Source organism: Streptomyces sp. NPDC001401 (genome assembly GCF_042895385.1).
Taxonomy (GTDB): Bacteria; Actinomycetota; Actinomycetes; order Streptomycetales; family Streptomycetaceae; genus Streptomyces.
This window is the reverse complement of sequence record NZ_JBIAWI010000001.1, coordinates 1,106,480-1,128,021: the sequence shown is the minus strand read 5'-3', so window position 1 is coordinate 1,128,021 and position 21,542 is coordinate 1,106,480. Positions and strand designations below refer to the sequence as shown.

The 21,542-nt window shown below is 68.6% G+C and carries 19 protein-coding genes and 2 tRNA genes; 17 read left to right on the top strand and 4 right to left on the bottom strand.

Annotated features, from left to right (window positions below; translation table 11 throughout):
* Positions 1–93: 93 nt before the first annotated feature.
* On the top strand, positions 94–579 hold the full coding sequence (locus ACFY10_RS05195; protein ID WP_390663661.1) for a ribose-5-phosphate isomerase: 486 nt from the start codon (positions 94–96) through the stop codon (positions 577–579).
* Positions 580–776: 197 nt separating this feature from the next.
* On the top strand, positions 777–1,586 hold the full coding sequence (locus tag ACFY10_RS05190) for an Fpg/Nei family DNA glycosylase (protein WP_390663660.1): 810 nt from the start codon (positions 777–779) through the stop codon (positions 1,584–1,586).
* 16 nt (positions 1,587–1,602) lie between these two features.
* Here ACFY10_RS05190 and ACFY10_RS05185 read toward each other — a convergent pair whose 3' ends face one another.
* Complete coding sequence (locus ACFY10_RS05185; RefSeq protein WP_390663659.1) at positions 1,603–2,832, bottom strand: GNAT family N-acetyltransferase; 1,230 nt, start codon at positions 2,830–2,832, stop codon at positions 1,603–1,605.
* A gap of 162 nt (positions 2,833–2,994) precedes the next feature.
* On the opposite strand from ACFY10_RS05185, the gene ACFY10_RS05180 reads away from it, so the two are divergent.
* Positions 2,995–4,212 carry a PP2C family protein-serine/threonine phosphatase gene (locus tag ACFY10_RS05180; RefSeq protein ID WP_390663658.1) on the top strand — a complete coding sequence of 406 codons (1,218 nt, stop codon included), beginning with the start codon at positions 2,995–2,997 and terminating at the stop codon, positions 4,210–4,212.
* Positions 4,213–4,232: 20 nt separating this feature from the next.
* A complete protein-coding gene (locus tag ACFY10_RS05175) occupies positions 4,233–4,676 on the top strand; it encodes an HD domain-containing protein (protein WP_390664138.1) in 444 nt (147 codons plus the stop codon).
* Between the two features lie 103 nt (positions 4,677–4,779).
* Here the strand turns inward: ACFY10_RS05175 and ACFY10_RS05170 are convergent, their stop codons facing one another.
* On the bottom strand, positions 4,780–5,958 hold the full coding sequence (locus tag ACFY10_RS05170) for an acyltransferase family protein (RefSeq protein ID WP_390663657.1): 1,179 nt from the start codon (positions 5,956–5,958) through the stop codon (positions 4,780–4,782).
* 614 nt (positions 5,959–6,572) lie between these two features.
* Between ACFY10_RS05170 and ACFY10_RS05165 the strand changes: the two genes are divergently transcribed.
* A complete protein-coding gene (locus tag ACFY10_RS05165) occupies positions 6,573–6,767 on the top strand; it encodes a hypothetical protein (RefSeq protein ID WP_016435177.1) in 195 nt (64 codons plus the stop codon).
* Positions 6,768–7,008: 241 nt separating this feature from the next.
* Here the strand turns inward: ACFY10_RS05165 and ACFY10_RS05160 are convergent.
* Positions 7,009–7,082 (bottom strand) — tRNA-Gly (locus ACFY10_RS05160).
* 130 nt (positions 7,083–7,212) lie between these two features.
* Here ACFY10_RS05160 and ACFY10_RS05155 point away from each other — a divergent pair.
* From ACFY10_RS05155 to clpX, 5 genes are all read left to right on the top strand, one after another.
* Positions 7,213–7,289 (top strand) — tRNA-Pro (locus ACFY10_RS05155).
* A gap of 224 nt (positions 7,290–7,513) precedes the next feature.
* Positions 7,514–8,911 (top strand): trigger factor, encoded by a 1,398-nt coding sequence (gene tig, locus ACFY10_RS05150; protein WP_390663656.1) that lies wholly within the window; start codon positions 7,514–7,516, stop codon positions 8,909–8,911.
* A 355-nt stretch (positions 8,912–9,266) separates the two neighbouring features.
* Complete coding sequence (locus ACFY10_RS05145) at positions 9,267–9,875, top strand: ATP-dependent Clp protease proteolytic subunit (protein WP_356345138.1); 609 nt, start codon at positions 9,267–9,269, stop codon at positions 9,873–9,875.
* A 49-nt stretch (positions 9,876–9,924) separates the two neighbouring features.
* A complete protein-coding gene (locus ACFY10_RS05140; RefSeq protein WP_385234104.1) occupies positions 9,925–10,605 on the top strand; it encodes an ATP-dependent Clp protease proteolytic subunit in 681 nt (226 codons plus the stop codon).
* Positions 10,606–10,782: 177 nt separating this feature from the next.
* On the top strand, positions 10,783–12,072 hold the full coding sequence (clpX, locus tag ACFY10_RS05135; protein ID WP_030934339.1) for an ATP-dependent Clp protease ATP-binding subunit ClpX: 1,290 nt from the start codon (positions 10,783–10,785) through the stop codon (positions 12,070–12,072).
* 72 nt (positions 12,073–12,144) lie between these two features.
* Here clpX and ACFY10_RS05130 read toward each other — a convergent pair whose 3' ends face one another.
* Complete coding sequence (locus ACFY10_RS05130; RefSeq protein WP_390663655.1) at positions 12,145–13,104, bottom strand: hypothetical protein; 960 nt, start codon at positions 13,102–13,104, stop codon at positions 12,145–12,147.
* A gap of 136 nt (positions 13,105–13,240) precedes the next feature.
* Here ACFY10_RS05130 and ACFY10_RS05125 point away from each other — a divergent pair, with 136 nt between their 5' ends.
* The 7 genes from ACFY10_RS05125 to mreD all read left to right on the top strand — a co-directional run bounded on the left by ACFY10_RS05125 (position 13,241) and on the right by mreD (position 21,508).
* Positions 13,241–15,865 (top strand): valine--tRNA ligase, encoded by a 2,625-nt coding sequence (locus ACFY10_RS05125; protein ID WP_390663654.1) that lies wholly within the window; start codon positions 13,241–13,243, stop codon positions 15,863–15,865.
* A 167-nt stretch (positions 15,866–16,032) separates the two neighbouring features.
* Positions 16,033–17,517, top strand: a complete 1,485-nt coding sequence (locus ACFY10_RS05120) for a bifunctional folylpolyglutamate synthase/dihydrofolate synthase (protein ID WP_390663653.1) — start codon at positions 16,033–16,035, stop codon at positions 17,515–17,517.
* Positions 17,518–17,522: 5 nt separating this feature from the next.
* Complete coding sequence (locus ACFY10_RS05115; RefSeq protein WP_390663652.1) at positions 17,523–17,882, top strand: DUF4233 domain-containing protein; 360 nt, start codon at positions 17,523–17,525, stop codon at positions 17,880–17,882.
* A 70-nt stretch (positions 17,883–17,952) separates the two neighbouring features.
* The gene (gene ndk / locus ACFY10_RS05110; protein WP_030934323.1) at positions 17,953–18,366 is read left to right on the top strand and encodes a nucleoside-diphosphate kinase; all 414 of its coding nucleotides are present in this window, start codon (positions 17,953–17,955) and stop codon (positions 18,364–18,366) included.
* Between the two features lie 301 nt (positions 18,367–18,667).
* Complete coding sequence (locus tag ACFY10_RS05105) at positions 18,668–19,687, top strand: rod shape-determining protein (RefSeq protein ID WP_390663651.1); 1,020 nt, start codon at positions 18,668–18,670, stop codon at positions 19,685–19,687.
* Between the two features lie 167 nt (positions 19,688–19,854).
* Positions 19,855–20,808, top strand: a complete 954-nt coding sequence (gene mreC / locus ACFY10_RS05100) for a rod shape-determining protein MreC (protein ID WP_390663650.1) — start codon at positions 19,855–19,857, stop codon at positions 20,806–20,808.
* Between the two features lie 19 nt (positions 20,809–20,827).
* Entirely contained in the window at positions 20,828–21,508 is a 681-nt protein-coding gene (mreD, locus tag ACFY10_RS05095; RefSeq protein WP_390663649.1) for a rod shape-determining protein MreD, read from the top strand.
* Positions 21,509–21,542: the final 34 nt, after the last annotated feature.

Sequence of the window (21,542 nt, the reverse complement as noted above, 5' to 3'; positions counted from 1 at the left end):
AGGTTCGATGGTTGAGCCGATGGTCGGACCCACTTCTCTCCTGGCCGACACCCGAGGCTGCCGCCCGGAAACAGCCATGTCACACTCGGAACCATGCGCGTGTATCTCGGCTCCGACCATGCGGGCTTCGAACTCAAGAACCACCTCGTCGAGTGGCTCAAGGCAGCAGGCCACGACCCCGTCGACTGCGGCCCCCACATCTACGACGCCCAGGACGACTACCCGCCCTTCTGCCTCCGCGCCGCGGAGAAGACGGCCGCGGACCCCGACTCCCTCGGCATCGTGATCGGCGGCTCCGGCAACGGCGAGCAGATCGCGGCGAACAAGGTCAAGGGCGTACGGGCCGCTCTCGCATGGAGCGAGGAGACGGCGTCGCTCGGCCGCCAGCACAACAACGCCAACGTCGTCGCGGTGGGCGCGCGGATGCACACGCAGGAAGAGGCGACAAAGTTCGTCGAGACCTTCCTGGGCACCCCGTTCTCCGAGGACGAGCGCCACATCCGCCGCATCGACATGCTCGCGACCTACGAGACAACGGGCGACCTCCCCCCGATCCCGCCCCACCACCCGCAGCAGTAGTTCTTCCAGCCCGTCCGGCACTCCCAGCCCGTCCGGCGTTTGAGGACGAGGCCGTTCAGGCCGACCGGGGGTCCAGGGGGCAGAGCCCCCTGGCGGGGCCGAAGGGGCAGCGCCCCTGGGGATGGGAACGGGTAGGGGCGGCGGGGGCGACAAACCCCCTACGCCCAGCCCCCACACACGGACGAACAGGAGCCACCGTGCCGGAGGGGCACACCATTCACCGCCTGGCCAAGGACTACGCCACCGCATTCCTCGGCACCCACCCCCACGTCACCAGCCCCCAGGGCAAGTTCTCCGACGCCGCAGAACTCCTCAACACCGCCGAACTCACCGACACCGAGGCCCACGGCAAACACCTCTTCCTGGGCTTCCGGGACACGGACTGGGTCCACATCCACCTGGGCCTCTTCGGCAAGGTCACCTTCGGCGACACCCCGGCACCCCCACCCACGGACACCGTCCGCCTCCGCCTCGCGAACGCCACGTCGTACGTCGACCTGCGCGGCCCCACGACCTGCGCCCTCATCACGGACACCGAGAAGCACGCGATACACGACCGCCTCGGCCCCGACCCCCTCCGCGAGGACGCCGCCCCGCAGACGGCGTACAAGCGAATCTCCCGCAGCCGTACGACGATCGCCGCACTCCTCATGGACCAGAAGGTGATCGCCGGCGTCGGCAACGTCTACCGCGCCGAGGTCCTCTTCCGGCACAACATCGACCCGTACCGCGCAGGCAAGGACGTCACCCCCGCCGAGTGGGACGCGATCTGGACGGACCTCGTGGAGCTCATGCACGAGGGCGTCCGCCACAACCGCATCGACACCGTCCGCCCGGAACACACCCCTCAGGCCATGGGCCGCCCGCCGCGCGTCGACGACCACGGTGGCGAGGTGTACGTCTACCGCCGGGCCACCCAGCCCTGCCACATCTGCGGCAGCGAGATCCGCACCGCCGACCTCGCCGCCCGCAACCTGTTCTGGTGCCCGCACTGCCAGCAGAGATAACCGGGTTCCAGAACGGTCAGAACCCGTGCGCCAGCCACGGCGCCACCGTCGACACAAAGGCGAGCGACGCCTCCGCAAGGGCGCCCTGCCGCAACTCCCGTACCCGCCCGGCCGCGGCGAGCGCGTCCAGGGTCACGCCGCCCAGGTACGCCGACCCCAACTCCCTTACGGACAGGGCGAGATCGGCGGCCTCGTCGGTACGCGTGCAGGACGCGCCCTTCGGATCGCCGCTCAGCCGCCAACGCCCGCTGTTCCAGGGGCAGAAGGCGTCCTCGACCTCCAACACCACGTCCACCGGCGTCTGGTAGGTCCGCGCCTCCAGCGCCGCCCCGACGTCCACCAGCCGTACGTGCAGCGAGTCCCGGACCAGCAGTGAGCACCGCCGGATGTCGGAGGCCAGGTATTGCCAGGGCTCGTCCAGCGGCCGCCGCCGCGCGTCGATCCTCGACGTCAGGTCGATCTCGAACAGGAACCGCCACAACGCCGCGTGCGCCGCCGGGTCCAACGCGTCCACGTCCTGTACGACCACCGTGCCCTTGGGGCCCGCGGGCTCCCAGTCCCCCTTGATCCGGAAGCGCGCGTACCCGACGACCTCGCTGCCCCGCTCCGCGAGCACACACTGCAGCGGCGACGCACCGTCCCGCTCGCTCTCCGGGTCGAGCAGCCACAGCCGCTCCCAGCCCGGAATCCGCGCCACCATCCCCGGCCGCCGCGCCACCAGTTGCGCGTACACCGCCTCGCACGCGTCGAGTACGTCGGCCGGCCTGGCGTACCGCAGCCGTACGTCATCGGTGCCGGGCGGCACGGACAGCCGTACGCGCGTCGTGTCGATCTCGGCGTTGACGTGGTACGTCCCGACGCCGTACCCGAACCGCCCGTAGATCACCGGCTCGGAGGCGGTCAGGACGGCCAGCGGTTCGCCCCAGGACCGTACGTCGTCCAACTGCCGCCGCATCATGGACGTCAGCACCCCGCGCCGCCGGTGCGTGGCGGCCACGCTCACCATCGTGACGCCCGCGGCCGGCACCGCGGCCCCGCCGGGCACGGTCAGCCGGAAGGAGAACGCCCCCGCCGTCCCCACGCACAGATCACCGTCCCAGGCGCCGATGGAACGGTCCGTCTCGGTGAGCTCACGCCACAGCGCCCGCTCCTCTGCCGACTCCGGAACCCCGCCGAAGGCGCGGATCAGGTTGTCGTACCACTCGTCCCAGTCGTCCCGGCGCAGCACGCGCAAGTCAGTCCCCATGAACCATGACTACCAGGGCATTGCGGGACGAGCGAGGGAATTTCGCCTTGGCGGACCCGCAACGGCTTTCTGTGAAGTTCACTGTGAAGTTGAACCTCGGACGGGGGACAAGTGGGACCTCCCGTGCCAAGCAGCTGGTCCGATGGATAGGGTCCCGAACTAATGGCAGCAGGACGAGAGCGGCGCGCAGAAGCCGAGACGTTCACGGCCCGGTTGAAAGTGCAGTGGCACCGGGCCCGCGTCGGCCTGCGCAGAAGCGCCGTGGACTACTTCCGCGGGGACGGCTCGGACTGGGTCGCGCTGGCGGGTCTGCTGCTCACCGTCCCGCTGATCGCGGCCGTCACGCTCGCCAACTCGGTGTGGTGCTCCCCGGCCGTGCTGGTCCTCCCGATCGTCGCGGGCGGCCTGCTGCTGCGTCCGGCGAGCCTGCTCGGTCTGTACGCGGCCGCGGCCACGGCACTGATCGTGGAGTCGGTGAAACTGGGGCCCTATACGGAGGGCCCTTCCCGTGTCACCCCGGGCGTCGTGCTGGTGGTGGCCGCCTGCGGCTTCTTCGGTCTGCTCATCGCCCAGTTCCGCAGCCGGGTCGGCGTGCCCTGGCGGCGCGGCGGCACGATGCTCTTCGACCTGCGCGAACGCATCCGGGTGCAGAGCAAGCTCCCGCAGCTGCCGGTGGGCTGGCACCGCGAGATGGCGCTGCGCCCGGCGGGCGGCCAGTCCTTCTCGGGCGACTTCGTGGTCGCGGCGCGTACCAACGGCGGCCGCACGATGGAGGTCGTCCTCACGGACGTCTCGGGCAAGGGCATGGACGCGGGTTCGCGTGCGCTGCTGCTGTCGGGAGCGTTCGGCGGCCTGCTGGGCTCGCTGCCCCCGCACGCGTTCCTCCCGGCGGCCAACGGCTATCTGCTCCGCCAGGACTGGGACGAGGGTTTCGCGACCTCGATCCACCTGGTCCTGGACCTCGACTCCGGCGACTACGAGCTCTACTCCGCGGGCCATCCACCAGGTCTCCAGCTCAGCGCGGGCAGCGGCCGCTGGGAGGAGAAGGCGGCCGAGGGCCCGCTCCTGGGTGTGTACGACGGCGCGCAGTTCGACCCCGTGAAGGGCTCGCTCCGCCCCGGTGACGTGTTGATGCTGTTCACAGACGGCCTGGTGGAGACCTCAGACCGGGACATCGTCGAGGGCATCGACCGCCTCACGGGCGAGGCCGACCGCTATGTCGCCGGCGGCTTCCACGGCGCCGCCTGGCACCTCATCGAGGCGGTCGCGAAGGACGTGAACGACGACCGGGCCCTGCTGCTGATCTGCAGGGAGGGCCCGACGGCGACGGTCCAGACGGCCCAGCAGCCGCCGCTGCGCAAGGAGGCTCTGGAGGAGTGACCGAAACCCCTCGGGAGCCGATGACCCTGGCCGAAGTCGAGGCCACCGCCCGTGCCGCCCACGAAGGGCAGACCGACAAGGCGGGACGGCCGTACGCCGAGCACCTCCGGGCCGTCGCCGAGGGCGTACGCGCGCGTGGCGGCGACGACGAGCAGATCGCGGCGGCCTGGCTGCACGACGCCGTCGAGGACGACGCGCTCTCCGCACAGTGGCTGGACGAGGCCGCACTGAGCCGCCGTACGAAGGACATCGTCCTCGCGCTCACCAAGCGGGCGGGGGAGAGCCCGGAGGAGTACGCCGCCCGGATCCTCGCCACGCCCGGCGCACGGCTGGTGAAGCAGGCGGACCTGGCCCACAACGCGGACCCGACCCGCCTGGCCCGCCTCACCGACGAGCCCACCCGCACAAGACTGACCGAGAAGTACACGCAGATGCGTGCACTTCTCGGCCTAGGTCAGCAGTAGCGCTTTTAGGGGCGCGGGGCCGTGTCGATATGCGGCTCCGCCGCGTGGGCGCGACCAGCTCCGACGAACCCGCAGACGCCAGACGGCACATCGTGGCAAATGCTCAGGCGCTGGCCATCTCCCGCTTCTGCGCAGTCTCCCGCGCCCGCGCAACCTCCGCCGCATCCCGCCTGAAGGCCCACTTCATCTCAGGCTCCATGGCGAACTTGAAGACCCGCTGCACAGGCCGGGTGCACAGCAACGTGACGGCGCCGACAAAGACCACGGTCACGAAGATCTCACCGAGCGGCCGGTGCAACCACTTCGGCTCGAACCAGCCGTAGAAGTCGCCGGCCTTCACCAGGAAGCCGTGCAGCAGATAGCCGTAGAGCGTGCCCGCGCCGAGCGCCGTGAACCACATCTTCCGGCGCGGCACCCAGGCGAAGAAGCAGGCGGTCAGCAGCAGCGAGCAGCCGAACAGGGCGAGCACCATGACCGGCCCGGTCCACCACGGCGCGGCCAACTCCTGGGCGGCGTCCCGGTGGTAGAACCAGGCGGTGTTCATACGCGGCACCGCCCACCAGCCGATGGCCAGCGCGGCCGCGAAGACCGGCACCGCCAGCATCCGCATCTTCCGCGTGCGCACCATCTGGAAGTGCTCGGGCTTCATGCACAGGCCCAGCACGAAGTACGGCAGGAACTGCAGGACGCGCTGGAGGTCGAGGTCGTTGCCGATCTCCGGCGAGACCGACCCGAACATCGCGATGCCGAGCGCGACGGGCAGCGGCCAACGCAGGGTCTTCCACAGCGGGGTCGTCAGACGCCAGATGAACAGCGCGATCAGGAACCAGGTGAGGTACCAGGGGTCGAGCAGACTGACCGTCATGCTCGGGTCGTGGTCGCCGTAGCGCTTGAAGAGGCTGTACGCGGTCTCGAAGACGATGTACGGCACGAGGACGCCGGTGACCAGACGTCTGAGGCGGTCGGGGCGCATGTCGAAACTGCGCGAGAAGTAGCCGGAGATGATGATGAACGCCGGCATGTGGAAGCAGTACACGACCGTGTACACACCCTCCAGGATGCGGCTGTCACCCTTCAGGGGCTCCCAGGAGTGGCCCATCGCCACCAGCACGATCGCCAGGTACTTCGCATTGTCGAAGAACGAGTCGCGCTGTTTGCCTGGTTTGGGGGGCTTGTTCTGCTGTTCCTGCGGTGAGCGCGGACTCGGCACTCCCGACGCCGGCGACTGTGCCGGAGGGAGCGGCGCTCTGTTCTGGCCGTGCGGTTGCAACGAGTTCGTCACAGACCCTCCCCCCAGAAACTGGGGGAGACGATCCCGGACCTCGCTGCGCGTGCGGGGGACGAGGCAGCGTGAAACATCTGAGGCACCCTAGCGTCGTCTGTGGGTTTTCGTAAAACTCCCCACCTCATTCCTGCCTATTGGCTTCGGGTACCCGCGATTAAGGGAAGTTGACAGCCTTGTGGAGGTGACGGTCAACACACCATTACATGTCCTGGTTGTCACGACTCGTACCGACTAAATGGGGCATATGACCAGGGGGCGACTCCAGTGGAATGTCCGCTTCATCGGCCTTTTGGGGGGCCGGTGTTGGTCGCTTCGCTGTGCCTGTGGCAACAATTCGAAATACCTGCGAACGCGTTGTGTGGACATGGAAACGATCTCGCCGAATTCCCTGTGCGGGTGCACCCTCGAATTGCTGTGCGGGAGACGGGTGTTGGGGCTCCCGGACGGGTCGCGCCCGCATGGCTGGGGCAAAGGTCCGGCACAGGTGTGACCGACGATGCCTCACCTGCCGCATACAGGGGCCTCGTTGGTGGCACGATGGTTCTGGCGGGGGTGCGCGGGGCTGGCACCCCCGGGCCGGGAGAGCGGACCGACCGAGGGTGTGATCAGTTGTGGCCATTTCACTGTCAGTGGTGCTGCTGTTGGCGATCATCCTGGTGGTGTTGATCAGGGGAGGCTCGATCAAGGCCGGCCCGGCGATCGTCGCGGTGCTCTTCGGCTTCTTCCTCGCATCGACCGGCATGGCCCCGTCGATCAACCGGTTCCTCAACTCGATAGCGGAGACCATCAACTCGATCAGCTTCTGATCGGGGAGCCGCTCGGGCGTGTGGGGCCATGACCGAGGTCCCCGCCGGACTCTCCGAAGCGGTGGCGCGGGACGCTCTGCGGGACCTGGGCAGAGCGCCCGATCGCCTGACGCCCTGCTACCGGCCCGTCACCCTGCGGCAGCAGGCCGCGCACTGGCCGACCGGCAATGAGCCTTACCCGAAACCCGAAACGATCAGGGCCGGGCCGGAGGAAGATCCTCCGGCCCGGCCCTGATACGCATGGAGCGGGCGACGGGAATCGAACCCGCGTAGCTAGTTTGGAAGACTAGGGCTCTACCATTGAGCTACGCCCGCACAGCACGCGCCGCAGGTCAGGTGACCGCGGCACAGAAGGCATCGTAGCGGGTCGGGCCCCCTCGGCGCACACCCCGTAAATGCGGCAGCCGCACTGCCTGCGGGCATGTACCCTACGTGTCGCACCTGACGGGGTGTGGCGCAGCTTGGTAGCGCGTCCGCTTTGGGAGCGGAAGGCCGTGGGTTCAAATCCCGCCACCCCGACCACCGACCGGTCAACACCGGTCACCCCGGGCGATCGCCTCGCTTGATCGCCTTTGGGGCGTTCAGCGGCTGCGGTTACTATGCAAGCTGCGCGCCCGTGTGTCTCATCCACAGGAATCCACTGGACAACCACTGGAGATCCTTCGGACGTCCTTCGGGCGGCGAAATCCGCCGGACCAGTCTGGCTCCGGCAGAAACCAAGAAGTCAGCCACAAGGAGACCGAACCGTGAAGAGCGCCGTGGAGACCCTGAACCCGACCCGGGTTCGGCTCACTGTCGAGGTGCCCTTCGAGGAGCTCAAGGACAGCCTCGACGCGGCGTACAAGAAGATCAACCAGCAGGTCACGGTGAAGGGCTTCCGGAAGGGCAAGATCCCGGCGCGCGTCATCGACCAGCGGTTCGGCCGCGGTGCGGTCCTGGAGGAGGCGGTCAACGACGCGCTTCCGAAGTTCTACACCGAGGCGGTCAACGAGGCCGACCTGAACGTCCTCGGCCAGCCCGAGGTCGACATCACGGAGCTGAAGGACGGCGAGACGCTGAACTTCACCGCCGAGGTCGACATCCGCCCGGCCCTCGAGATCCCGGACTACTCCGGCATCGAGGTCGAGGTCGACGCCGTCGAGGTCACCGACGAGGACATCGAGAAGTCGGTCGAGCAGCTCCGCGAGCGCTTCGCCTCGACCTCCCCGGTCGAGCGCGCCGCCGAGGACGGCGACGTCGTCACGATCGACCTGGAGGCCAAGGTCGAGGGCGAGGTCCTGGAGGACGGCGTCGCCAGCGGCGTCTCGTACACCATCGGCTCCGGCGAGCTGCTCGACGGCATCGACGAGGCCGTGAAGGGCCTGGAGGCCGGTGGCGAGGCCACCTTCACCTCCGAGCTCAAGGGCGGCTCCGCGGCCGGCAAGGAGGCCGAGGTCACCGTCAAGGTCACCCAGGTCGCCGCCCGCGAACTGCCCGAGCTGGACGACGACTTCGCGCAGCTCGCCTCGGAGTTCGACACCCTGGAGGAGCTGAAGGCCGACAGCCGCAAGCGCCTCGAGAACATGAAGCAGTACGACCAGGCCACGCAGGCCCAGGAGCGCGTCCTGGAGAAGCTGCTCGAGCTGGTCGAGGTCCCGGTCCCCGAGAAGCTGCTCGAGGACGAGATCAACACCCGTAAGCACAACCTCGAGCACCACCAGCTCGGCCAGATGGGCCTCGACCTCGAGAAGTACCTCGAGATCCAGGGCAAGACGGTCGAGGAGTTCGACGCCGAGACCAAGGAAGCCGCGGTCAAGGGCATCAAGACCCAGTTCGTGCTCGACGAGCTCGTCAAGGTCGAGAAGCTCAACGTCAACCAGGAGGAGCTCACCGAGCACCTCATGCGGCGCGCGGCCTCCTCCGGCATGTCCCCCGACCAGTTCGCCCAGGCCGTCGTCGAGGGCGGCCAGGTTCCGCTCCTGGTCGGCGAGGTCGCCCGCGGCAAGGCCCTCGCGGTCGTCGTCGAGGCCGCCACGGTCAAGGACACCAACGGCGAGGTCATCGACCTCGACGACGAGGACGAGGTCGAGACGGCCGCCGAGATCGCCGCCGAGGCCACGGAGGCCGACGCCACGGACGCGGACCCGGAGAAGACCGAGGGCTGACGCCCACGGCGCTTCGAGACGTCGTAGGAAAGGCCCTGGGGACACACTCCCCGGGGTCTTTCTGGCTTGGGGCAGGGGAGCGCCGGTCAGAAGGGGCCCGGGGCTGTGCCGATATGCGGCTCCGCCGCGGGGTGCGACCGGCCCCCACTACCCGCAGCGGCCGATGAACCGAAAGTACCCACGACGCTACGCCCCCGGCGAACACCCCCCACTCCGGGATTCCCCGAAGGGACCAGCGCGTTAGGGTCCATGAATATGAGGGCAGTGGAGTCCCCGAACGGCTCCAGCCCCGCAGGGAAACGTGAGACGGCCGGACGCCGTCGTAAGACGAGCAGGTGGATACGTGACGAATCTGATGCCCTCCGCCGCCGGCGAGCCTTCCATCGGTGGTGGCCTCGGCGACCAGGTCTACAACCGGCTGCTCAACGAGCGGATCATCTTCCTCGGCCAGCCGGTCGACGACGACATCGCGAACAAGATCACCGCACAGCTGCTGCTCCTTGCCGCCGACCCGGACAAGGACATCTTCCTGTACATCAACAGCCCCGGCGGCTCGATCACGGCCGGCATGGCGATCTACGACACCATGCAGTTCATCAAGAACGACGTGGTGACCATCGCCATGGGCCTCGCCGCCTCCATGGGCCAGTTCCTGCTCAGCGCGGGCACCCCCGGCAAGCGCTTCGCGCTGCCGAACGCCGAGATCCTGATCCACCAGCCCTCCGCGGGCCTGGCCGGCTCCGCCTCGGACATCAAGATCCACGCCGAGCGGCTGCTGCACACCAAGAAGCGCATGGCCGAGCTCACCTCGCAGCACACCGGCCAGTCGGTCGAGCAGATCACCCGCGACTCGGACCGTGACCGCTGGTTCGACGCCTTCGAGGCCAAGGAGTACGGCCTCATCGACGACGTCATCCCGACGGCCGCCGGTATGCCGGGCGGCGGCGGCACCGGGGCGGCCTGAGCCCCGTAGAGCCCCCCAGCCGACCGCCTCAGCCCCTAGGAGAGAGACAGTGAACGACTTCCCCGGCAACGGCCTGTACGACCGCACGCGCGCCGAGTACGCGGGTCCCGTGGCCGAGTCCCGCTACGTGATCCCCCGCTTCGTCGAGCGCACCTCGCAGGGCATCCGCGAGTACGACCCGTACGCGAAGCTCTTCGAGGAGCGCGTGATCTTCCTCGGCGTGCAGATCGACGACGCCTCCGCCAACGACGTCATGGCGCAGCTGCTGTGCCTGGAGTCGATGGACCCCGACCGGGACATCTCGGTCTACATCAACAGCCCCGGCGGCTCCTTCACCGCGCTGACTGCGATCTACGACACGATGCAGTTCGTGAAGCCCGACATCCAGACGGTCTGCATGGGCCAGGCGGCCTCCGCCGCGGCCATCCTGCTGGCCGCCGGTACGCCGGGCAAGCGCATGGCGCTTCCGAACGCCCGCGTGCTGATCCACCAGCCCTACAGCGAGACGGGCCGCGGTCAGGTCTCCGACCTGGAGATCGCCGCCAACGAGATCCTCCGGATGCGCGCGCAGCTGGAGGAGATGCTGGCCAAGCACTCGACCACGCCGATCGAGAAGATCCGCGAGGACATCGAGCGCGACAAGATCCTCACGGCCGAGGACGCCCTGTCGTACGGACTGATCGACCAGATCATCTCCACCCGGAAGATGAACAACGCAGCCGTCCGCTAGTCGGAGGCTGTATTGTCTGCCGCCCCTTGGCCCGGTTGGTGTGCTTTGACACGCTGCACGTCAAAGTGAACCGCGCCAAGGGGGGCCCGAACGGGGGGCCCGGCAAGGTACCGTCGGATTAGGCAGCACCAGGAGCCGCTGGATCTAGGCGTCTCCCAGGCGAAGGGGAAGCACACCGTGGCACGCATCGGTGACGGCGGCGATCTGCTCAAGTGCTCGTTCTGCGGCAAGAGCCAGAAGCAGGTCAAGAAGCTCATCGCAGGGCCTGGTGTGTACATCTGCGACGAGTGCATCGATCTCTGCAACGAGATCATCGAGGAAGAACTCGCGGAGACCAGCGAGGTGCGCTGGGAGGAACTCCCCAAGCCCCGCGAGATCTACGAGTTCCTCGAGGGCTACGTCGTCGGCCAGGAGCCGGCGAAGAAGGCCCTCTCGGTGGCGGTCTACAACCACTACAAGCGCGTCCAGGCCGGCGAGAACGGCGGGGCCAACGGCCGTGACGACGCCATCGAGTTGGCGAAGTCCAACATCCTTCTGCTCGGCCCCACGGGCTCGGGCAAGACCCTCCTGGCCCAGACCCTCGCGCGCATGCTGAACGTCCCGTTCGCCATCGCCGACGCGACGGCGCTGACGGAGGCGGGGTACGTCGGCGAGGACGTCGAGAACATCCTGCTCAAGCTGATCCAGGCGGCCGACTACGACGTCAAGAAGGCCGAGACCGGGATCATCTACATCGACGAGATCGACAAGGTCGCGAGGAAGAGTGAAAACCCTTCCATCACCCGCGACGTGTCGGGCGAGGGCGTCCAGCAGGCCCTGCTGAAGATCCTGGAAGGCACCACGGCCTCGGTCCCGCCGCAGGGCGGCCGCAAGCACCCGCACCAGGAGTTCATCCAGATCGACACGACGAACGTCCTGTTCATCGTGGGCGGTGCCTTCGCGGGCCTGGAGAAGATCATCGAGTCCCGGGCGGGCGCCAAGGGCATCGGCTTCGGCGCGACGATCCGCTCCAAGCGCGAGCTGGAGGCCAAGGACCAGTTCGAGGACGTCATGCCGGAGGACCTGGTCAAGTTCGGCATGATCCCCGAGTTCATCGGCCGCCTCCCCGTCATCACCTCGGTCCACAACCTGGACCGTGAGGCCCTGCTCCAGATCCTGGTCGAGCCCCGTAACGCCCTGGTGAAGCAGTACCAGCGCCTCTTCGAACTCGACGGTGTGGAACTGGACTTCGAGCGCGAGGCCCTGGAGGCCATCGCCGACCAGGCCATCCTCCGCCAGACCGGCGCCCGCGGCCTGCGCGCCATCATGGAGGAAGTCCTCATGTCCGTGATGTACGAGGTCCCGTCCCGCAAGGACGTGGCCCGCGTGGTCGTCACGGCGGACGTCGTCCACTCGAACGTGAACCCGACGCTGATCCCGCGCGACGCGCGCAACGGGCGGGGGCCGGGCGAGCAGAAGACGGCGTAACCGCCTTACCGCACACGGCGAAGGGGCCCCGGTCGACCGACCGGGGCCCCTTCGTGGTCGTGGCGTACGGCGTCAGGCCTTGACGCGCACGTCGTTGCGGACCTTGGCGGTCAGCGCCGCAGCGTCGTCCATCGAGGTGCTCTTGCCCGAGGCCAGGGCGGCCATGTCGTACGAGAGCACGTAGGTCAGGGTGCTGTGGTCACCCCAGATGCAGAACGGCATCTTCATGGTCTGGCCGGACGTCGTGGTCTCGACCACCTGGCACTTCATGACGCCGTTGGCGAAGCCGGCCGGCTTGAACTCCTGGGGGCTGCCCACGAGTTTGCCGTCGGACGAGCCGGAGTTCTTCTCGGACTCCGTCTTCATCTGGGCGAACATGGCGTCAACGGTCTTCCCCGGGTCGTCGATGGTGCCGTACACGCCCGCGAACATCAGGCTCTTCGCGGAGAGGCCGGATCCCGAGGTGTAGGTCGCGCTGACGTCCTTGGCGTTCTGGACTCCCCACGTCTCGGCGTCCTTGATGTCCTTGCTGGTCATCTGGCCGGTCGCGGAGTCGCTGCCCTTCTTGTACTGCCCGGAGATGATCGTCGCCGGCGCCGACAGCTTGTGCGCCCCGTCGTCCGCGATGCTGCTCCCGCTGCCGGAACCGCCGCTGCTGCCCCCGTTGGTCACGAAGTAGATCCCGACGCCGACGGCCGCCACGACCGCCACCGCGGCGATGATCAGGCCCGCCTTCTTGCCGCCGCCACCGCCGGGCACCGGCGGCTGCGGGACGGTGTAGGGCTGCTGGCCGTACGGGTCCTGGCCGTAAGGGGGCTGCTGCGGGTAGCCGTAACCGGGCTGGGGCTGCGCCGGGGGAGCCTGCTGGGGGTAGCCGTAACCCGGCTGGGGCTGCGTCGGAGGGGCCTGCTGGGGGTAGCCGTAGCCGGGCTGGGGGGCCTGCGGCGGCTGCTGGCCGTAGGGGCCCGGCTGGCCGTACGGTCCGGGCTGCTGGGGCTGCCCGCCGTACGGGCCCGGCTGGTTGTGACTCATTACTGGGTTCCCCTCCAGATGCTTATGTGTTCCCGACATCCTGGCGTAGACCGGGAGACGGCGTTCCATCGGGGGCCCCACCGTTACAGAAGAATCGCGTTTCGGGACACGGCCGCGACACCCCTAAACTGACCCCGTGACCGAGAACGCTCAGCAGCAGCCACCAGCGCCCGACACCGAACTGCCGACCCAGTACGCGCCGGCCGATGTAGAGGGGCCGCTGTACGAGCGCTGGGTAGAGCGTGGTTACTTCGAGGCTGACGAGAAGAGCGACAAGCCGCCGTACACCATCGTCATCCCGCCGCCGAACGTCACCGGCAGCCTGCACCTCGGGCACGCCTTCGAGCACACCCTCATCGACGCCCTGACGCGTCGTAAGCGCATGCAGGGCTTCGAGACGCTGTGGCAGCCCGGCATGGACCACGCCGGCATCGCCACGCAGAACGTCGTCGAGCGTGAGCTGGGCAAGGAAGGCAAGTCGCGCCACGACCTCGGCCGTGAGGCGTTCGTCGAGCGCGTCTGGCAGTGGAAGGGCGAGTCCGGCGGGCAGATCTCCGGACAGATGCGGCGCCTCGGCGACGGCGTCGCGTGGTCGCGCGAGCGCTTCACCATGGACGAGGGGCTGTCCCAGGCCGTCCAGACCATCTTCAAGCGCCTCTACGACGACGAGCTCATCTACCGCGCCGAGCGCATCATCAACTGGTGTCCCCGGTGCCTGACCGCGATCTCCGACATCGAGGTCGAGTACCAGGACGACGACGGCGAGCTCGTCTCGCTGAAGTACGGCGATGGTGACGAGACCGTCGTCGTCGCCACCACGCGCGCGGAGACCATGCTCGGTGACACGGCCGTCGCCGTTCATCCCGAGGACGAGCGCTACAAGCACCTGATCGGCAAGCTCATCAAGCTGCCGCTGACGGACCGTTCCATCCCGGTCGTCGCGGACGAGCACGTCGACCCGGAGTTCGGCACGGGCGCCGTCAAGGTCACCCCGGCCCACGACCCGAACGACTTCGAGATCGGCCAGCGCCACAACCTGCCGGCCATCACGGTCATGGACGAGCACGCCGTCATCACCGTCCACGGCCCCTTCCAGGGCCTGGACCGCTTCGAGGCCCGCTCGGCCATCGTCGCCGCGCTGCGCGCCGAGGGCCGGATCGTCGCCGAGAAGCGGCCGTACGTCCACAGCGTCGGCCACTGCTCGCGCTGCAAGACCACCATCGAGCCGCGGCTTTCCATGCAGTGGTGGGTCAAGGTCGGCCCACTCGCCAAGGCCGCGGGTGACGCGGTCCGCGAGGGCAAGGTCAAGATCCACCCGCAGGAGATGGAGAAGCGGTACTTCGACTGGGTCGACAACCTCCACGACTGGTGCATTTCACGGCAGTTGTGGTGGGGTCACCGGATCCCGGTCTGGTACGGCCCCGAGGGCGAGGTCGTCTGCGTCGGCCCCGACGAGGAGCCGCCGAGCGGCGAGGGCTGGCGTCAGGACACCGACGTCCTCGACACCTGGTTCTCCTCCGGCCTGTGGCCCTTCTCGACCCTCGGCTGGCCCGAACAGACCGAGTCGCTCGCGAAGTTCTACCCGAACTCCGTCCTGGTCACCGGCTACGACATCCTCTTCTTCTGGGTCGCCCGGATGATGATGTTCGGCCTGTACGCGATGGACGGCACCCCGCCGTTCCACACCATCGCCCTGCACGGCATGGTCCGCGACCAGTTCGGCAAGAAGATGTCGAAGTCCTTCGGCAACGCGGTCAACCCGCTGGACTGGATGGACAAGTACGGCAGCGACGCGCTCAGGTTCACCCTGGCCCGTGGCGCCAACCCGGGTGTCGACGTCCCGATCGGCGAGGACTGGGTCCAGGGCTCCCGCAACTTCGCCAACAAGATCTGGAACGCCACCCGCTTCGCGCTGATGAACGGCGCGACGGTTCAGGGCCCGCTGCCGGACGCCTCGAAGATGTCGGCGACCGACCGCTGGATCCTCTCCCGCCTCAACTCCGTCGTCGCCGAAGTCGACGCGCTCTACGAGGACTACCAGTTCGCGAAGCTCTCCGACGCACTGTTCCACTTCGCGTGGGACGAGGTCTTCGACTGGTACGTCGAGCTGTCGAAGACCACGTTCATCGCGGGCGGCGAGGCGGCCGAGGTCAGCAAGCGTGTCCTGGGCGAGGTCCTCGACGTCACCCTGAAGCTCCTCCACCCGGTCGTCCCCTTCGTGACGGAGACTCTCTGGACCACCCTCACGGGCGGCGAGTCGGTCGTCATCGCGGACTGGCCGAAGGACAGCAGCTTCCGTGACCCGGCCGCCGAGAAGGAGATCGAGACCCTCCAGTCGGTCATCACCGAGGTCCGCCGCTTCCGCGCCGACCAGGGCCTGCAGCCGGGCCAGCGCGTCCCGGCCCGCCTGACCCTGGACGGCACGGCCCTGGCTCCGCACGAGGCCGCCATCCGCCAGCTGCTGCGCCTGCAGCCGGAGGGCGAGTCCTTCACGGCGACGGCGACCCTGCCGGTCGGCGGTGCGGAGGTCGCCCTGGACCTCTCCGGCACGATCGACGTCGCGGCGGAGCGCAAGCGCCTCGCGAAGGACCTGGCGGCGGCCGAGAAGGAGAAGGCGCAGGCCACCGCCAAGCTCGGCAACGAGGCGTTCCTGGCGAAGGCCCCGGACCAGGTGGTGGACAAGATCCGCGGCCGCCTCGCCAAGGCGGACGAGGACATCGCACGGATCCAGGCCCAGCTGGACCGGCTGCCGGAGGCGTAGGCGGTTGTGCGTCGATGAGTGCCCCCGGAGCTGAAAAGCGCCGGGGGCATTGTCTTCAGGGGCGCGGGGAACTGCGCGACCAGCCACAACGCACCCGCACTCGCCACACAAGCCCAGCCGCCCCACTCCGTAGGCACTCTGTCAGTCCCCCTCCGTAGACTGGCCTCGTGAGTGACAGCGACCCCTTCGACGAGATCATCGCGGAAGAAACCGACCGTGACCCCGACCTCGCGGTCATCGAGGCCGGCAGCCGCACCCTGCGCACACAGGGCGGAGCCCCCAGCGCCGACGTGCCGGCACGACCCGAGGACCCCGAGGTCGACAAGGCCCTGCGCGACGTCGAGGCGGAGCTCGCGACCCGCTGGGGCGAGACCAAGCTCGAGCCGTCGGTCAGCCGTATCGCCGCGCTGATGGACGTCCTGGGCGAGCCGCAGCGCTCGTACCCCTCGATCCACATCACGGGCACCAACGGCAAGACCTCCACCGCCCGCATGATCGAGGCCCTCCTCGGCGCCTTCGAGCTGCGCACGGGCCGCTACACCTCGCCCCACGTGCAGTCGATCACCGAGCGCATCAGCCTCGACGGCGCCCCGATCTCCGCCGAGCGGTTCATCGAGACGTACAACGACATCAAGCCGTACATCGAGATGGTCGACGCGCAGCAGGAGTACCGGCTGTCCTTCTTCGAGGTGCTGACGGGCATGGCGTACGCGGCCTTCGCGGACGCGCCCGTCGACGTCGCGGTCGTCGAGGTGGGGATGGGCGGCTCCTGGGACGCCACGAACGTCATCGACGGGGACGTCGCGGTTGTCACCCCCATCGACCTCGACCACACCGACCGCCTCGGTGAGACGCCCGCCGCGATCGCCACCGAGAAGGCCGGCATCGTCAAGCAGGACGCGACGGTCATCCTGGCCCAACAGCCGGTGGACGCGGCCCAGGTGCTGCTGAAGAAGGCCGTCGAGGTCGACGCCACCGTGGCCCGTGAGGGCCTGGAGTTCGGCGTTGTCGCCCGGCAGGTCGCCGTCGGCGGGCAGTTGCTCACCCTGCGCGGGCTGGGCGGCGAGTACGACGAGGTCTACCTCCCCCTCCACGGCCCCTACCAGGCCCACAACGCCGCCGTCGCGCTCGCCGCGGTGGAGGCGTTCTTCGGGGTCGGCTCGCAGCGGCCCGAACCCCTCGACATCGACACCGTCCGCAAGGCTTTTGCGGCCGTCTCGTCGCCGGGGCGGCTCGAAGTCGTGCGACGCTCGCCCACCGTCGTCCTGGACGCCGCCCACAACCCGGCGGGCGCCCGCGCCACCGCCGAGGCGATCGGCGAGGCCTTCGACTTCAGCCGGCTGATCGGCGTGGTCGGGGCGAGCGGCGACAAGAACGTACGAGGAGTGCTCGAGGCCTTCGAGCCGATCTTCGCCGAGGTCGTCGTCACGCAGAACTCCAGCCACCGCGCGATGGACGCCGACGAACTCGCCGCGATCGCCGTGGAGGTGTTCGGCGACGAGCGCGTCCAGGTCGAGCCGCGGCTGCCGGACGCCCTGGAGGCCGCGATCACGCTGGCCGAGGAGGAGGGCGAGTTCGCGGGCGGCGGAGTGCTCGTCACCGGCTCCGTCATCACCGTCGGCGAGGCCCGACTGCTGCTGGGGAGGGGTTGACCACCGTGCGTACGCTCTGTGCTTCGACCCTGATCGGCGAGTTCTTCGTGATCGGATTCGCCGGACTGGTCGCCATGAAGGACCCCGACCTGGCCACGTCGACGGTGTGGACGGTCAGCGGCATCGCGATGTTCCTGTGCGTGGCCCTGTGCGGTGTCGTGACGCGTCCGGGCGGGGTCGCCTTCGGCTGGGCCCTGCAGGTCGCTCTCATCGCCTCCGGTTTCGTCGTCCCGACGATGTTCTTCCTGGGGGCGGTCTTCACGGCCCTGTGGTGGGCCTCGGTGCACTACGGACGGAAGATCGACGAGGCGAAGGCGAGATTCGCGGCGGACCGGGCCGGCTCCTCCACACCTGACGCTGCGTAACAGGTGCCTGTACACGCCCTGTAACCTTCGAACACCCCCGCACATCCTTGATCATCAATAGGAGCCCGCAGTGACCCAGCGCACCCTCGTCCTGCTCAAGCCCGACGCGGTCCGCCGTGGCCTGACCGGCGAGATCATCAGCCGTATCGAGCGCAAGGCCGGCTGGCAGATCACCGCGCTGGAGCTGCGCACCCTGGACCAGGAGACCCTGGAGCAGCACTACGGCGAGCACAAGGGCAAGCCCTTCTACGAGCCGCTGGTGGAGTTCATGGCCTCCGGTCCGGTCGTCGCGCTGATCGTCGAGGGCGAGCGGGTCATCGAGGGGCTGCGCGCGCTCGCCGGCCCGACCGACCCGATCGCGGCCGCTCCCGGCTCCATCCGCGGCGACTACGGCGTGATCGTCCGCGAGAACCTGATCCACGCCTCCGACTCCGAGGAGTCCGCCGAGCGCGAGGTGAAGATCTTCTTTCCCGGCCGCGGCTGAGCGAAGAATCCATGAATTCTTGAGTGACCGTCAGGTCATCTCACCCGCCTGACCTGGGACGGCCGAGAGTTTCCGGCCGTCCTCTGGCATATGCGTGCCGATCGGGGGAACGAGAGCCCCCGATGGGCCGTCTCCACAAGCGAGGCGACACTTCATCTGCTGACAATGGCGAAGACCCTCGCGCAGTGTTCGTGCAGGCGCGTCTACGATGGAAGCCTTCACGTCACAGCACCCACTTCGCCGACCTGAAAAGCCCTCAAAAGCTCCCAGGAAGGCCAGACGAATCCTGATGGGGAACTCAATGTCGTTCATCGGCCGTGACATGGCTGTCGACCTCGGGACCGCCAACACGCTGGTGTACGTCAGGGGTCGTGGGATCGTACTCAACGAACCGTCCGTCGTCGCGATCAACACCAACACCGGTGGCATTCTCGCGGTCGGCGCCGAGGCGAAGAAGATGATCGGTCGGACCCCTGGCAACATCGTTGCCGTACGACCGCTGAAGGACGGCGTCATCGCCGACTTCGAGATCACCGAGCGGATGCTCCGCTACTTCATCCTGAAGATCCACAAGCGGCGGTATCTCGCGCGGCCGCGCGTCGTCGTGTGTGTGCCCTCCGGTATCACGGGCGTCGAGCGCCGCGCCGTCATCGAGGCGTCCTCCCAGGCCGGCGCTCGTCAGGTGCACATCATCGAGGAGCCCATGGCGGCGGCCATCGGCTCCGGCCTGCCGGTCCACGAGGCCACGGGCAACATGGTGGTGGACATCGGCGGCGGCACCACGGAGGTCGCGGTCATCTCGCTCGGCGGCATCGTCACCGCCCAGTCCATCCGCGTCGCGGGCGACGAACTGGACAACGCGATCATCCAGCACATCAAGAAGGAGTACTCCCTCCTTCTCGGTGAGCGGACGGCCGAGCAGATCAAGATCACGATCGGTTCCGCGTACGACCTCGACGACGACCAGCACACCGAGATCCGCGGCCGGGACCTCGTCTCCGGGCTGCCCAAGACCGTCGTGATCTCCCAGGCCGAAGTGCGCAAGGCGATCGAGGAGCCGGTCAACGCCATCGTCGACGCCGTCAAGACGACCCTCGACAAGTGCCCGCCGGAGCTGTCCGGCGACATCATGGACCGGGGGATCGTGCTGACGGGCGGCGGGGCGCTGCTGCGCGGGCTCGACGAGCGGCTGCGCCGTGAGACCGGGATGCCGATCCACATCGCCGAGGACCCGCTGGACAGCGTGGCGCTGGGCTCGGGCAAGTGCGTCGAGGAGTTCGAGGCGCTCCAGCAGGTGCTGGACGCCCAGCCGCGCAGATGACATAACACTTCGATTCCGCCGTACGGGACGATCTCCTCTCGTACGGCGGATCGTTGATATAGAGGCAGTTGGATATAGAGGCATAAGCTCGCCCATAAGCCTCTGCACGTTTGAACTGAACACCTGAACCTCTGCACATTCCTATGAGGAAGGCACGGCCGCCGCACGTGAGGGACACACGAGAGAGCCGGCTGCTCCTGGTGCTGCTGATCGCCATCGCGTTCGCGCTGATCACGGTGGACATCCGTGGCGGGGAGGACTCACCGGTCGACGGTGCGCGTCAGGTCGCGGCCACGGTGTTCGGCCCGATCGAGGACGGTGTGTCTTCGGCGGTCAACCCGGTCGGCAACGCCGTCTCCGCGGTCCGTGACTCGGGCACCCGGCACGACCGGCTCGCCCGTCTGGAGACGGAGAACGCGGCCCTCAAGGCGAAGCTCGGCAGCGACGACCGCAACCGCAGCCGCCTCAGCCAGCTCGACAAGATGCTGAAGGTCTCCGCCGAGGGCCAGTACGGCATCAAGGGCGCCCAGGTCATCGCCATAGGGGCGGCCCAGGGCTTCTCCTGGACGATCACCATCGACGTCGGCGCGAGCGACGGCATCAAACGGGACATGACCGTACTGAACGGGGACGGCCTGGTCGGGCGGGTCACCAACGTCGGCCCCGACGCCTCGACCGTCCTGCTCGCCAACGACCCGGACTTCACCGTCGGCACCCGCATGGAGGGCAGCGACGAGCTCGGCTTCGCCACCGGGCAGGGCGACCGCCCGCTCCGTGTGGAACTGCTCAACTCCAAGGCGGACGTGAAGAAGGGCGACCGGCTCGTCACCTTCGGCTCCGAGGCCGACAAGCCCTTCGTGCCGGGCGTCCCGGTCGGCGTGGTCTCCCGCGTCGACCCGTCCGGCGGCGACCTCACCCGCACCCTCTACGTCACGCCGTACGTCGGCTTCTCCAAGCTCGACATCGTCGGCGTCGTCGTAGAGGCCCCGAAGAAGGACCCGCGCGACACGGTGCTCCCGAACAAGCCCAAGCCGACGCCCACGCCGACGGTCACCGTCACGGTCACCCCGTCCGCGACCGCGACCGACTTCGCGACCGCATCGCCCGGCCAGACCCCGTAGCAGTAGGAGCTGAATCCCCATGCGCGTCAACCGGATCCTGCTCTCCTCGGCCCTGGTCGTCGTAGCCCTGGTGCTCCAGGTGAGCGTCCTCGCCCGGCTCCATCTGCCGGGCGCCGTCCCCGACTTGCTGCTGCTCACCGTGCTGGGCCTGGCCCTGGTGTACGGCCATGTCGGCGGCGCCCTCGTCGGCTTCGGCGCGGGCCTGCTCGCCGACCTCGCCCCGCCCGCCGACCACGCCGCGGGCCGCTACGCCCTGGTGCTGTGCGTCATCGGCTACCTCGCCGGGCTGGTCAAACCGGAGAACGGGCGGCTGAAGTCGGCCACCGGCCCCATGCTCGTCGTGGTCGCCGCCGCCATCGGCTCGACCCTGCTGTACGCCGGTGTCGGCGCCCTCGTCGGCGACACCGCCGCCCGCCATGTCGGCCTCGTCAGCCTGCTGTTCACGGCGGCCCTCTACGACCTGCTGCTCGCCCCCTTCGTGGTCCCCGGGATCATGCTCCTGGCCCGGCGCGCGGACAACGACCCGCTCGACGAGACCGGCTCCCCGTCCAAGAAGGCCACCGACATCACCTCCGGCTGGATCTCCGCCGGGACGGGCCTCAGGCTGGGCGGCCAGCGAGGCGGCCTCGGCGGGCTGAAGGCCAGGTCCCGGACCCGTACGGCACGCGTGGGCCGCATCAAGGGGGTCAAGCGGCTGTGAGCGGGCGGGAGTTGGCGGCGGGCGGCATTCACAG

What these genes read in the sequence shown, in the direction of transcription:
- ACFY10_RS05195 (WP_390663661.1), top strand. Translation starts at nt 94, where the DNA reads ATGCGCGTGTATCTCGGCTCCGACCATGCGGGCTTCGAACTCAAGAAC.
- ACFY10_RS05130 (WP_390663655.1), bottom strand. Translation starts at nt 13,104, where the DNA reads ATGAGTCACAACCAGCCGGGCCCGTACGGCGGGCAGCCCCAGCAGCCC.
- mreD (WP_390663649.1), top strand. Translation starts at nt 20,828, where the DNA reads ATGCGCGTCAACCGGATCCTGCTCTCCTCGGCCCTGGTCGTCGTAGCC.
- ACFY10_RS05145 (WP_356345138.1), top strand. Translation starts at nt 9,267, where the DNA reads ATGCCCTCCGCCGCCGGCGAGCCTTCCATCGGTGGTGGCCTCGGCGAC.
- ACFY10_RS05185 (WP_390663659.1), bottom strand. Translation starts at nt 2,832, where the DNA reads ATGGGGACTGACTTGCGCGTGCTGCGCCGGGACGACTGGGACGAGTGG.
- ACFY10_RS05105 (WP_390663651.1), top strand. Translation starts at nt 18,668, where the DNA reads ATGTCGTTCATCGGCCGTGACATGGCTGTCGACCTCGGGACCGCCAAC.
- ACFY10_RS05175 (WP_390664138.1), top strand. Translation starts at nt 4,233, where the DNA reads ATGACCCTGGCCGAAGTCGAGGCCACCGCCCGTGCCGCCCACGAAGGG.
- ACFY10_RS05180 (WP_390663658.1), top strand. Translation starts at nt 2,995, where the DNA reads ATGGCAGCAGGACGAGAGCGGCGCGCAGAAGCCGAGACGTTCACGGCC.